Source organism: Pseudoalteromonas sp. SCQQ13, from assembly GCF_015864415.1.
Lineage (GTDB): Bacteria > Pseudomonadota > Gammaproteobacteria > Enterobacterales > Alteromonadaceae > Pseudoalteromonas > Pseudoalteromonas nigrifaciens.
The window spans coordinates 92,915-106,259 of the sequence record NZ_JADYXG010000006.1 but is presented as its reverse complement, the minus strand read 5'-3'; the positions used below and the strand labels follow the sequence as shown (position 1 = coordinate 106,259).

Sequence of the window (13,345 nt, the reverse complement as noted above, 5' to 3'; positions counted from 1 at the left end):
TGAGTACTGGGAATTTTACTGACAAAAAAACCTGCATTAAGCAGGTTTTTTTTGTTTATAATACAAGCTTAACTTATATTATTAGCAAAATTTTTGCACGCTTCTTTGTCTTCGCATTCACCATACAAATATAAAGAATGATTGGTTAATTTAATACCATTTCTTTCAGCAACTTCAAGTTGGCGACGTTCAATAACATCATCTTCAAACTCAACCACTTTACCACATTTTAGACATACTAAGTGGTCATGGTGAGTGCTGGTTGCAAGTTCAAATACTGATTTACCACCTTCAAAGTGATGGCGAGTAACAATACCAGCGTCATCAAATTGATTAAGTACGCGATATACAGTTGCAAGACCGATTTCTTCACCCAAATCTAGAAGAATTTTATAAACATCCTCAGCACTAATATGCTGGTTATCAGGTGATTGTAAAATCTCTAAAATCTTAATTCGCGGTAAAGTAACCTTTAAACCGGCTTTTTTTAATTCCAAATTATGATCAGTCATTAAATCTGTCTCAATTTTGTTTGGTTATACTAGACACCTTGCAAGGATGTACACGAATAGATGTACACGACACATCAACCGGTAAGGGTAACGTGCCTAGCTACTAAGTGCAAAGGTCAAAGCTAATAAATACCGATAAAAACGCATTTACTAATATATTGCTACTAATTTAAGCAAAAACCAAGAAAAAATAAAGTTAATCAGCAAGTTCGCTTAAACACATTTCTTCATAAACTTGGGCAGACCAGGCTTTAACACGCTGCTCAGTGAGTTCTGGTTGACGGTCTTCATCGATACCTAAACCAACAAAATGTTTGTCATCAGCAATACCTTTAGATGCTTCAAAGTTATAACTTTCACTTGGCCAATGACCAACCACAATAGCACCACGTTCAGTAACTATATCGTTAATCATGCCCATTGCATCTAAAAAGTACTCTGCGTAGTCTTCTTGGTCACCACAACCAAAAATAGCAACCAGCTTACCTTCAAAGTCTACTTCTTCAAGCTCAGGAAAAAAATCATCCCAATCACATTGCGCTTCGCCATAATACCAAGTAGGAATACCAAATAAGATTAAATCAAATTCCGCAATCTCTTCTTTAGAGCTTTTTGCAATATCATGTACAGCTACGAGCTTTTTACCCAATTCTTTTTGGATCATTTTTGCTACGTGTTCTGTATTACCTGTGTCACTTCCGAAAAAAATGCCTACACTTGCCATGGATTAAACCTTTTATCTATCAATAGCCAATCTTTCTTGTAAAATTGTTTCAATCAACACACTGCGGCTAATATTTTGTGCATCTGCCATATCACTAAGTGCCTGATATAACTGTGAAGAAACTTTAAATTCAACACGCTTTAAACCACGTGCTTTATCTCTTTTTATTTGATTACGTTTATTAACCTTTAACTGCATATCCCGTGGAAGGGGATTGGTTTTAGGTCTGCCTGGGCGTTTTTCGTATTCAAATAAATCGAGCGTTGTTCTATCTGTTTCTGACTTGGCCATGCTTAACCTACACCTGCGCCTTGCCAAAATACTTGAATAAGTCCTTTAGCAATAAAGCCAGAACACCCTAAAAAGAGTACAGCCCAAACAATGTAACGACCAAACTTGGGTACATTGCCGCTTTTTAGTACGTCTTTAATTGCCATACCGATAAATATAAAAATACCGGCTAAGCCAAAATACAACCCTAAGGTATCAAATTCGTTAATTAACTGACTGACCATCAACGTGTAACCTTTAAATTAAACGGCGCATACTATAGCATATAAATATACGACTTTTTAGTACGCAAAATCAAAAACAGGCGATTAAAATGAGTTTAAATCGCAGTTAAAAAGTCATTTATTGCTTTATTCACTGCTAATGGCTTTTGCGCATGCAACCAGTGGCCAGCACCGTGAATTATTTTGGCACTGGCATTACTAAAGCGCGCATTAATAGCCGCTCTATGCTCAGCTAATATATAGTCAGAATCATTACCTTTAATAAATAGAGTGTCGCACAAACAAGAATTGTTTTCATTAACATTGTCGGTAATTATCGAATAATTTTTATCAAGACTCAATAAATTAAACCGCCATGCAAAATTGCCTTCATCGTTTTTAGCTAAACTTTTTAATAAAAACTGACGCACACCCATCTCGTCTATAAAAGGCTGCATAATTGCATCGGCATGCTTTCTATCTGTAATAGATTCGTTTGCAACCGCTTTAAGCGCTTGAATAATTTTAGTGTGGCGAGCAGGGTAACTAACAGGTGCTATATCAAGCACAATTAATTTATTAACGTGCTCTGGATGGGTTAATGCCAATTCCATTGCTACTTTTCCGCCCATAGAGTGGCCTATAATGTGCGCTTTATCTATGTTCAAATGCGTTAATAATTCAATAATATCTTGGGCCATTGCCGCATAAGTCATTGTATCGCTATGGGGCGATTTGCCATGGTTACGTAAATCGACATTGGTTACGGTATAAAATTCACTAAGGGGTTTTGCGATCACGTTTAAGTTCTCTAATGATCCAAAAAGCCCATGAATTAAAATAACATGTGGGCCTTGCCCTTGTTGCTTATAATTTAACTGCATATTAGCCTCAGTGTAAAATTCGCCATAGTGTGACGAGCATTTGCTTAAAAAGCAAAAAATACAGTCACAAAATATAATATTGGGCTGTAGCCTGTTTTATCAACAATATTTAGCTATTTAATCGTGCTAAATAGTAATTTAAATAGCGCACATAAGTAATTTAAAATATATGTTTACAGCGGGGTTTGTTGTAACTCGCATTTCTAACTGGTTTGGGTATAATCACACGGAAAGAAAAATGTGGCCGTAATGACAGGAAGAACATGAAACAAATCGACATAGACGACGAGTTATATCAGTATATTGCCAGCAATACGCAAAGTATTGGTGAGAGCGCATCCACTATTTTACGTCGTTTATTAAATCTGAGCGGCGAAAAAATTCAGACCGCAAACGTAGAGCTTAATCAAAATAATCAAACAACAACTACCTTGCCTAAAATTACCCCTGTAGCAGAGCAAACACCTGCGCTTGCTGCTAAGCCAAGTGCAGTAGCTGAGAAGTCTGTGCAGCAAAAAAATGCGAATGTATTTAATGTATTAAATAAAGAAGAGTTGGCAATGCAGAAAGGCGTTGTGGGTCGGTTTTTATTTATTTTAAGTGCATTTTACCGTACCCATAAAACTGACTTTCGCGCCGTATTAGATATCAAAGGCCGTGATCGCGTTTACTTTGCTACTAGCAAAGAAGACTTAGTTAATAGTGGTAGCAGTATGAACCCTAAAAACATCACCGACAGTGAGTACTGGGTAATGACAAACTCTAACACTACACGTAAAAAAATGATGCTTCATGAAGTTGCTTTGTGTTTAGGTTATAGCACAGAACAAGCTGAAAAAATTCGCGACTACCTGTAAGGAAATACTATGGCTATTCATCCAGGTGCGGGCAAACCAGCTCCACAATCGGTATTAATAAATGTACCTAAATTAGTATCTGCGTATTATTTAAATGAGCCAGACCTTGAGCAGAATCCAGAGCATTGTGTTGCATTTGGTACATCAGGGCATCGTGGTTGCTCCTACGATGTTAAATTTAACGAATCGCACATACTCTCTATTACTCAAGCTATTTGTGACTACAGAAAACAAAACGATATTTTTGGCCCGTTATTTTTAGGAAAAGACACCCACGCTTTAAGTGAAGCGGCCTTTAATTCGGCAATAGAAGTATTAGTAGCCAACGAAGTGCAAGTGATCACCCAAGACGATGGTGACTTTACTCCAACACCTGTAATTAGCCACGCTATTGTAAGTTACAACAAGCTGCACCCAAATGAATTAGCCGACGGTATTGTAGTTACGCCTTCGCATAACCCACCAGAGGATGGCGGGTTTAAATACAACCCACCCGATGGCGGGCCTGCCGATACCGACGTGACTAAATGGATAGAAGACAGAGCTAATCAGTTATTACTAGAGGACTTAGTTGAAGTGGAATTATTTCCGTTTGCTAAAGCCTCGCGCTCAGGGTTTATTAAATACCAAGACTTAATGACCCCGTATATTAATGATCTAGAAAATATTGTTAATTTAAAAGCGATTAGCGAAGCGGGTATCAAAATTGGCGTTGATCCGCTGGGCGGCTCAGGCATTAATTTTTGGCCGGTTATCGCTAAAAAATATAATTTAGACATTAGCGTTGTAAATGATGTTGTTGATCCTCGTTTTGCATTTATGCCACTTGATAAAGATGGTAAAATTCGTATGGATTGCTCATCACCTTATTCAATGGCCAACCTTATTGCGCTTAAAGATGATTTTGATATTGCCATTGGTAACGATCCAGATTACGACCGCCATGGCATAGTAACGCCAGATGGTTTAATGAACCCTAATCACTTTTTAGCGGTTGCGATTGATTATTTGCTTAAAAATCGAGACTGGAACGCAAATGTGCAAATTGGCAAAACGTTAGTTTCCAGCTCCATGATCGACAAAGTTACTGAGCGTAATGGCCGTAAAGTAAAAGAAGTACCGGTTGGCTTTAAATGGTTTGTTGAAGGGTTAAATAAAGGTAAGTTAGCCTTTGGCGGCGAAGAAAGTGCTGGCGCCGCATTTTTACGTTTTGATGGCAGTGTTTGGTGTACCGACAAAGATGGCTTTATTATGGGCTTATTAGCGGCCGAAATACTTGCTGTTACCGGTAAAACACCGTCTGCTCTTTATAAAGAGTTAGAGCAAGAATTTGGCTCGCCGCTTTATAAACGTATAGACGCACCGGCTACAAGCACGCAAAAATCGCGTTTAAAAGCCCTCAGTGCCGACGACGTTAAAGCCGATACACTCGCAGGTGAACCTATTTTACAAAAGCTAACCCATGCGCCAGGTAATAATGCGCCAATTGGTGGTTTAAAAGTAGTTACCGAAAGTGGTTGGTTTGCAGCGCGTCCATCGGGTACTGAAGATATATACAAAATTTACCTTGAGTCGTTTAAAGGTGAAGCGCATTTAGCACTACTTGAAAAAGAAGCTAAAAAGCTAGTAGACTCAGTTATTAGCTAATATCGCTTATATTACTTAAAAACGGCTGATTTAATCAGCCGTTTTTGTTTTTAATTGCATAATAATAATTTCAATTTTACAAAGGGCTTTTATCCATATGTCAGCCACTACTCCAGATTACATCGAAGAATTAAAACAAACTGGCGACTTTTTAACGCTAAGCCGCAATAACGAATGGCACTTAGCCGCAGGGGAGTTCACCCTTAATAATGGCACCGTAGTTACTATTCATGATACCGGTGTTATAGAGTTTCAACCGGCCACTGTTTCAAGCAAAGACGTAGTGTACTCAAGTGCAGTGCACGGAAACGAAACCGCACCAATCGAAATATGCGACGAATTAATTAAACAAATAATCGCCGGTGAGCTGCTCTTAAAGCAGCGCGCTTTATTTATTTTTGGTAATCCGCAATCAATTAATATTGGTTTGCGTTTTGTAGAAGAAAACCTTAACAGGTTGTTTAATGGCCACCATAGTGTAGACGGCGTACCAATGAATAACGAACGTACCCGTGCAGCCAAATTAGAGCAGTACGTAAGTGACTTTTTTAGCCGAGGCGAGCAAGGTAGCAGCCGCTGCCATTACGATTTACATACTGCAATTCGTGGCTCTAAAAACGAAAAGTTTGCAGTGTATCCCTATTTACATGGTAAACCGTGGAAAAAGTCGCAATTACAGTTTTTATTAAGTTGTGGGGTAAATACCGTATTAATGATGAAATCCCCAGCAACCACCTTTAGTTATTATTCATCATATGTGCATGGTGCCGATTCGTTTACGGTCGAGCTTGGCCAAGTTAAGCCCTTTGGTGAGAATGACATGAGCCGCTTTACAAAAACCAAACAAACACTCACTGCATTAATTAGCCAAGATAAGGTTGAATATCCAGAATTTAATGCAGATGAATTCGAGTTGTTTACTGTGCACCGCACCATAAATAGAACGCAGAATGAATTTAGTTTTCCATTTTCAGATCAGGCCGAAAACTTCACAGGTTTTGCCAAGGGTGAGTTGTTAGCTACTGATGGCGATACACCTTACTACGCCGACGTGCAAGGAGAGGCGATTATTTTCCCCAATGCAAACGTAGCTATCGGGCAGCGAGCGCTGTTAACCGTTGTGCCAATGGCGATAGACAGTAATTTTATTTAAAATAGCTGATCAGACCACTTGTTGTAATAAGTTAACTATATGATTAATAAATAGTAAAATATCTGTATAGTTAACTTGCCATTTTTATACTCACTATTTAGTTTTGTTTCGTCACAGATTTGTTGAATAACACTTTACGTTAACGTAAAGTGTCGGCAGCTTTAATTAAAGACAGTGCAGATGTTGCAAAGTTTATTCGCAGCAATCAACCCACAATAATAATTTAATGGGCACTGTTTTATCGACAACAAAAGAAGGTAGGTTATGAGTAATCCAAATAACGTATCGCTGAATATTAACCATAAGCTTGAGTTTATCGATGGCAATGCGTTAACTATTCCAACCCTTAGTATTTTAACTGAGGACGGCGAGATTCATCCAGGTGCAACCGCACCCGACATTTCAAAACATACCGCAATTAAATTATACGAAACCATGCGCTTTATACGTTTGTTAGATGAGCGCATGCAAGGTGCACAGCGCCAAGGCCGCATTAGCTTTTATATGCAATGTTTAGGTGAAGAAGCTGCAGTAACAGCCTCTGCAGCTGCGCTTGATCAAAATGATATGATTATGGCTCAGTACCGTGAACAAGCGGCGCTTCACTATCGTGGTTTTACGCTTGATCAGTTTATGAACCAAATGTTTTCTAATGAACTGGATTTAGGCAAAGGCCGCCAAATGCCGATTCATTATGGTTCTAAAGCATTAAACTATATGACCATATCATCGCCATTAGGAACACAAATTCCACAAGCGACTGGCTACGCTTATGGTCAAAAAATTAAACATATAGATGCTAAAACAGGTGAGCTTGCCAGCACTATAGATAACATCACTATTTGTTATTTTGGTGAAGGCGCAGCGTCTGAAGGGGACTTTCATGCCGGTGTAAATATGGCTGCAGTGCATCAAGCGCCGGTAATATTTTTTGCCCGTAATAATGGTTATGCTATTTCGACCCCTGCAGATGAGCAGTTTAAAGGTGACGGCATTGCTTCTCGTGGCGTTGGTTACGGTATTAAAACAATTCGTGTTGATGGCACAGATGCCCTTGCAGTGTATGCGGCAACTAAAAAAGCCCGTGAAATTGCAGTGAGCACAGGCGAGCCAATTTTAATTGAATCAATTGCTTATCGCTTAGGTGCGCATTCGACCTCAGACGATCCAAGTGGTTATCGCTCTAAAGATGAAGAAGCTAATCATCAAGTATGCCCAATCGACAAGTTTAGAAAATGGCTAATTAAGCAAGACTGGCTAAACGAAGCCGACGATGTAAAAGCTAAAGAATCAATTCGTGAAGAAATTTTAGCTGCGCTAAAACGTGCCGAAGTAGTGGCAAAGCCAGCTTTAGAAGAATTAATATCAGATGTTTACGATACCCCAATTCCATCATTGCAACGCCAATATGAGCAACTAAAAGCGCATATAAAACTGCATCCAGATGCCTACCCAGTTACAGCAGGGAGAATTAAGTAATGGCTAAAATGAACATGCTACACGCAATTAACTCTGCACTTGACATTACTATGGCAGAGCATCCACAAGCCTGTATTTTTGGCGAAGATGTGGGTTACTTTGGTGGTGTATTTAGAGCAACTTCAGGCTTACAAGAAAAGTACGGTAAACACCGTGTATTTAATACCCCGCTTACAGAGCAAGGTATTTTAGGTTTTGCGAATGGTTTAGCCGCTTTTGGCGCTCCAGCGCTGGCAGAAATACAGTTTGCAGATTATATATTTCCAGCCTTTGACCAAATAGTCAATGAATCAGCTAAATTTCGCTACCGCAGTGGTAATGAGTTTAATGTGGGTAATTTAACTATTCGTACACCTTACGGCGGCGGAATTGCAGGGGGCTTGTATCATTCACAATCACCCGAGGCTTACTTTGCACATACACCAGGCTTAAAAGTTATTGTGCCACGTAACCCGTACCAAGCAAAAGGCTTATTACGCGCGGCAATCAAAGATGACAACCCGGTATTGTTTTTTGAACCAAAACGCTTATACCGCGCATCAATCGGCGAAGTGCCAGAAGAAGATTACACCATTGAGCTTGGAAAAGCCGAGGTAGTACAGCAAGGTACAGACGTGACCTTACTTGCGTGGGGCGCGCAAATGGAAATAATAGAAGACGCCGCCAAACAAGCAAGTGAACAAGGCATTAGCTGTGAAGTAATTGATTTACGCAGTATTTTACCATGGGATGTAGAGGCAATTGCACAGTCGGTGACTAAAACTGGACGCTTGATTGTTAGCCACGAAGCGCCAATTACTAATGGCTTTGGTGCAGAAATAGCGGCAACCATTGGTCAAGAATGTTTCCTACATTTAGAATCGCCAATTATGCGCGTGTGTGGCTTAGATACGCCGTATCCGTTAGCGCTTGAAAAAGAATATGTACCGGATGCATTAAAAGTATTGGCCGCAATTAAACAATCAATGGATTTTTAGGGGATACCATGGCTAAAGATTTTATATTACCCGATATTGGTGAAGGCATAGTTGAATGCGAAGTTGTTGAATGGCTTGTAGCAGAAGGTGACACTGTGGCTGAAGATCAGCCTATTTGTGATGTAATGACAGACAAGGCATTAGTGCAAATACCCGCTGTACATGATGGGGTTATTACCAAGCTTTATTATCAAAAAGGTGAAATTGCCAAGGTTCATGGGCCATTATTTGCTATGAATGTAAGTGGTGAAGCAGTTAGCGAAGAAGCTGATGCAGCACCTGAAAAAGCAACTCAAACGGTTGTCAGTAATAATAGCAGCGAGCACTTAGAAGATTTTATTTTGCCAGATATAGGCGAAGGTATTGTTGAGTGTGAAATTGTTGACTGGTTAGTTGCCGAAGGTGAAGAAATAGTTGAGGATCAAGCGGTTTGTGATGTAATGACAGACAAAGCCTTGGTACAAATACCGGCAAAATATACTGGTGTTGTAAATAAGCTGTATTATCAAAAAGGTGAAATAGCCAAAGTGCACAGCCCGTTATTTCAAATGACGGTAGCAGGGCGCACAGCTAAAGCCGATGCAGATATAAATCAAGCAGTGGTAAAAGCACAAACTAATGCAGCAGATAAACCAGCGGCTATTAAAGCTGAGCAAACAACTAAAATTGTGAATAAAAAAGCAGTTGCATCGCCAGCGGTTCGTCGTAAAGCACGCGAGCTTGATGTTGATTTAACCTGTGTACCGGGCAGTGGTAAAAATGGCCGTATTTATAAACAAGACATAGAAGAGTTTGTAAAAGGCGAAGTTCCTAACACTATCGATACCTCACCATTGCACAGTGGCAATGAGCAAAGAACATCAGCTACACACTCAGGTGGTACACGTGTAGAGCCAATTAAAGGCATAAAAGCGGCAATGGCTAAACAAATGGTGGCGTCGGTTTCGACCATTCCACACTTTACCTTTAGTGATGAAGTAGACTTAACTAAGCTAATTGCGCTTCGCTCTAGTTTAAAAGAGCAGTATAAAGCGCAAGGTATTAAACTAACCATGATGCCGTTTTTTGTTAAAGCATTATCGCTTGCAATGAAAGAGTACCCAGTACTTAACTCTAAAGTAAATGATGAGTGCAGCGAGCTTACCTATTATAACGATCATAATATTGGAATTGCAGTTGACTCAAAAATAGGTTTATTAGTGCCTAATATTAAATCGTGTCAGAGCAAAAGTATTGTAGAAGTTGCAAACGATTTAACCCGTTTAACCGACTCAGCGCGAGAAGGTCGTGTTGCGCCAGATGATTTGAAAGGCGGTACTATTAGTATTTCAAATATTGGTGCAATTGGCGGCACTATTGCGACGCCTATTATTAATAAACCAGAGGTGGCTATTGTTGCTTTGGGTAAATTACAGCACTTACCGCGTTTTGATGAAAACGGCCAAGTGGTAAGCAAAGCTATAATGCAGGTGAGCTGGTCTGGCGATCATCGCGTGATTGATGGCGGCACTATTGCTCGTTTTAATAACCTTTGGAAATCGTACTTAGAAAACCCATCGGTAATGATGATGGCGATGAGCTAAACATACGCGCTTATTGTTATTAAAAAAACCAGCTTCGGCTGGTTTTTTGTTTACTGTATTTAAAAGTATTATTTACTCACCAAAAATATAAACCATAACCCACGGCTAAAGCCGGTATTGCAGTATAAAAAGTTGCTATGAGCGCGGCTTTTGGTGCCATTGCTATGGCAGGAAACAGCGCATCGCCATCGTTAGAAATAGCATTTGCAGTTAAAGCACTAAATGGAATAATACCTTGAATGTACAAAGTGGTAACAATTATTTGTGGCCCGCAACCGGGTAAAAAACCGATTAATACCGCTATAAGTGGTGCTAAATACGCATAGTGTAAAAACCATGCTTTTAAATCAAGTCCTGCCACATTTACTAATATTTCAAATAACATAAATGACGCAACGACCCACGCAGTTACAAAGTGAGTGTCTTGTAATACCTTGGTAATATTAGAGGGAGGATTACGCTTACATGCATCGTCTTCTGCGGTGACTTCTTTATAGCTCTCTCCTTTAGACGAATACGCCCAAATACTGACAATAAACAGTGCCATTGCAGCGCCAAAAGAGCTAATAATGTTAGGTATATTAGTATCCCACTTGTTAAAATCAACATTAAACGCAATTAACAAAGCAATAATTAAGCTTGGAACAATAGCAACCATCCATACCGGCTTAGATATTTTAATAATAGCTGTTGGTAGCTGTATAACCTGTTGTTTATGCTGTTGTGGGAGTGGTCGCAAAAAGTCTTTTTTATGAATAGCATTTACTATCAACCCGCTTAAAGTTCCTACAACCAAGCCAATACCCATAATAATTACTCCTTCGGTAGGGCGAGTAGCAAGTAGTAAAAATGCCGCATCACCCATTGTTGCAGCTAAAACCGCGACAATAGCGCCAAAACTGGCTTGGCCTTTTGTAAATTGGGTAACAACAATAATTGCACCACCACAGCCTGGTAATGCACCTAGTATAGATGCAAAAGCAACTTCTAAAATAGGCGACTTAGCGCTTAAATAACTAAGCTCTAATTGTGGTAAACGTGCTATGGCATAGTAGTAAATTAGTAAGGTAGCTGCTACAAAAACACTGACCTGAAAAAATGCGTCACTGAGTGCAGTAATAGTAATAGCGCGTAAATTAGGTAGGGCTAAACACACTAATATAAAGAGTGGTAATAATAAGCGTTTGTTTTGACCCATAAAGCGTTTTGAATTGGCTGTTATAAATCCACTATGTGAGAGTAATTGCATAAAGTGTGGCCTAGTAAGTAACTAAGCTACACTTTACATTGCGCTCAAATGATAATCAATATCATTTGAGCGCAATTATATCGATTACTCTATTTGAGTTTTTCGATTAGATAAGATTAAATTACTTACGTTGGAACTCAGAGTTAGTGTTCCACGTTGGCCATTGCTCTTGCTCAGAAATATTAAAACCTACTTTATAAAATAATTGTAGGTCTTGCACCGCGCCCGATAAATCCCATTCATCACGGTAGCGATCGCATGGTTGATGATAACAACCGCGCAGTACTAAGCTCATACGCTTACGGTAGTTTGCAGTTTCTTCGTCAAAGGCTTGCGTGCCACCACCTGCGTACATGGCTGGAATGCCCATGTTTGCAAAAGCAAAGTGATCAGAGCGATAGTAACCACCCGAAGAAGGATTAGGATCGCCAGATATTGTTCTGCCTTGCTCAAGCGCAACCGTTGTTAATAAATCATCCATTTGTGATTTACCAATACCTACCACGCTAATATCTTTTACTTTGCCTAATAAATTTAAGCTGTCCATATTAATGTTAGCAACGGTTTTATTGGCAGCAATAACAGGGTTAGCTGCATAATATTTTGATCCTAATAAGCCTTGCTCTTCAGCGGTTACCGCTAAAAAGGTCATTGAACGGCTAGGGTGCTTAGGTAATTTAGTAAAGGCTTCAGCCACTTCAATTAAACCAGCCGTACCGGTAGCATTATCGTGCGCGCCATTAAAAATTTGATCCCCTTTGCGGTTTTTATCAGTGCCTAAGTGATCCCAATGTGCAGAATAAATAACATGTTCATCTGGTTTTTCACTGCCCGGTAAAGTGGCAATAAAGTTATACGAGATAGACTTTTTAATGGTGTTTTTTATCTTTATAGAGGCAGTCAAATCGCCCATATCAACGTGGTAAGCGCCTTTTGCAGCATTGGCTTTTAGTGTATCAAAATCAAGCCCTGCTTTATTAAACAGCTCTTTGGCTACGTCTGTTGTTACCCAGCCTTCAACGGCTACACGGTCCATATTGTTGTTTTCTTTTTGAAAACCAAACTGCTCACCACTCCACGAGTTTTCTACTACAGACCAAGGGTATGAAGCTGGTGCTGTTTCGTGAATAATAATTGCGCCCGCTGCACCTTGACGACTCGCTTCTTCGTATTTATAAGTCCAACGGCCATAATAGGTCATGGCATCGCCAGTGAATAAATCAGGGTTTTTAGTTGCAAAGCCCGGATCGTTTACCAGCATTACTACCGTTTTGCCTTTAACATCTAAGCCTTCGTAATCGTTCCAGTTATACTCTGGTGCATTAACGCCGTAACCAACAAATACTAGCTCAGAGTTTTCAATTGCTTGGTTTTCGCTAATGCGACTACTGCCCATTACCATGTCTGTTTTGTATTGGTAGTTTTTACCACCAATTTTTAATACCATGTCTGAGTCTGCTTCAAGCGAAACCAGCGGAACTTCTTGTAAAAAGCTATTGCCATTACCGGGCTTTAAACCCAAGGCTTTAAATTGCGCTGTTAGGTAATCAAGCGTTAGCTTTTCGCCTGGCGATGAAGGGGCACGGCCACCAAATTCATCCGATGCTAACACTTTTACATGCTTAGCAATTTCATCAGCTTGAATACTGTTGTAGCCCTTAGTTACATCATCGGAGGTAATACTTGTTGTAGCGCAGCCCGCTAATACGGCAGCAGTGATAAGGGTAAGAGAGAAATAACGTTTCATATTGGCTCTATTTTTGTTTTAAGATAACCCAGTATATGA

The 13,345-nt window shown here is 39.7% G+C and carries 13 protein-coding genes; 6 read left to right on the top strand and 7 right to left on the bottom strand.

The genetic code is table 11. The features are described from left to right. Window positions 1-68: 68 nt before the first annotated feature. The 5 genes from fur to I6F41_RS06810 all read right to left on the bottom strand — a co-directional run bounded on the left by fur (window position 69) and on the right by I6F41_RS06810 (window position 2,614). Complete coding sequence (gene fur, locus I6F41_RS06830) at window positions 69-512, bottom strand: ferric iron uptake transcriptional regulator (protein ID WP_011328319.1); 444 nt, start codon at window positions 510-512, stop codon at window positions 69-71. Between the two features lie 196 nt (window positions 513-708). Then, window positions 709-1,236 carry a flavodoxin FldA gene (fldA, locus tag I6F41_RS06825; RefSeq protein WP_011328317.1) on the bottom strand — a complete coding sequence of 176 codons (528 nt, stop codon included), beginning with the start codon at window positions 1,234-1,236 and terminating at the stop codon, window positions 709-711. Between the two features lie 12 nt (window positions 1,237-1,248). Further along, window positions 1,249-1,527, bottom strand: a complete 279-nt coding sequence (ybfE, locus tag I6F41_RS06820; protein WP_011328316.1) for a LexA regulated protein — start codon at window positions 1,525-1,527, stop codon at window positions 1,249-1,251. Window positions 1,528-1,529: 2 nt separating this feature from the next. Next, window positions 1,530-1,751 carry a DUF2788 domain-containing protein gene (locus I6F41_RS06815; protein ID WP_011328315.1) on the bottom strand — a complete coding sequence of 74 codons (222 nt, stop codon included), beginning with the start codon at window positions 1,749-1,751 and terminating at the stop codon, window positions 1,530-1,532. Window positions 1,752-1,846: 95 nt separating this feature from the next. Further along, on the bottom strand, window positions 1,847-2,614 hold the full coding sequence (locus tag I6F41_RS06810) for an alpha/beta fold hydrolase (RefSeq protein WP_086994251.1): 768 nt from the start codon (window positions 2,612-2,614) through the stop codon (window positions 1,847-1,849). Between the two features lie 263 nt (window positions 2,615-2,877). Between I6F41_RS06810 and seqA the strand changes: the two genes are divergently transcribed. The 6 genes from seqA to I6F41_RS06780 all read left to right on the top strand — a co-directional run bounded on the left by seqA (window position 2,878) and on the right by I6F41_RS06780 (window position 10,310). Beyond that, a complete protein-coding gene (gene seqA / locus I6F41_RS06805) occupies window positions 2,878-3,471 on the top strand; it encodes a replication initiation negative regulator SeqA (protein ID WP_089368346.1) in 594 nt (197 codons plus the stop codon). Between the two features lie 9 nt (window positions 3,472-3,480). Next, entirely contained in the window at window positions 3,481-5,118 is a 1,638-nt protein-coding gene (gene pgm, locus I6F41_RS06800; RefSeq protein ID WP_011328312.1) for a phosphoglucomutase (alpha-D-glucose-1,6-bisphosphate-dependent), read from the top strand. Window positions 5,119-5,215: 97 nt separating this feature from the next. Beyond that, window positions 5,216-6,271 (top strand): succinylglutamate desuccinylase, encoded by a 1,056-nt coding sequence (gene astE, locus I6F41_RS06795; RefSeq protein ID WP_197107983.1) that lies wholly within the window; start codon window positions 5,216-5,218, stop codon window positions 6,269-6,271. A gap of 264 nt (window positions 6,272-6,535) precedes the next feature. Continuing rightward, window positions 6,536-7,750 (top strand): thiamine pyrophosphate-dependent dehydrogenase E1 component subunit alpha, encoded by a 1,215-nt coding sequence (locus I6F41_RS06790; RefSeq protein WP_011328310.1) that lies wholly within the window; start codon window positions 6,536-6,538, stop codon window positions 7,748-7,750. After that, window positions 7,750-8,727 (top strand): alpha-ketoacid dehydrogenase subunit beta, encoded by a 978-nt coding sequence (locus tag I6F41_RS06785; RefSeq protein ID WP_011328309.1) that lies wholly within the window; start codon window positions 7,750-7,752, stop codon window positions 8,725-8,727. Before I6F41_RS06790 ends, I6F41_RS06785 begins: the two co-directional genes overlap by 1 nt. Before the next feature lie 8 nt (window positions 8,728-8,735). Further along, window positions 8,736-10,310: a dihydrolipoyllysine-residue acetyltransferase gene (locus tag I6F41_RS06780; protein WP_197107982.1), complete on the top strand. Its 1,575-nt coding sequence runs from the start codon at window positions 8,736-8,738 to the stop codon at window positions 10,308-10,310. Window positions 10,311-10,386: 76 nt separating this feature from the next. Here I6F41_RS06780 and I6F41_RS06775 read toward each other — a convergent pair whose 3' ends face one another. Continuing rightward, window positions 10,387-11,559: a putative manganese transporter gene (locus tag I6F41_RS06775; RefSeq protein ID WP_197107981.1), complete on the bottom strand. Its 1,173-nt coding sequence runs from the start codon at window positions 11,557-11,559 to the stop codon at window positions 10,387-10,389. Between the two features lie 121 nt (window positions 11,560-11,680). Further along, window positions 11,681-13,306, bottom strand: a complete 1,626-nt coding sequence (locus tag I6F41_RS06770; protein WP_089368342.1) for a M28 family metallopeptidase — start codon at window positions 13,304-13,306, stop codon at window positions 11,681-11,683. Between the last annotated feature and the right edge of the window lie 39 nt (window positions 13,307-13,345).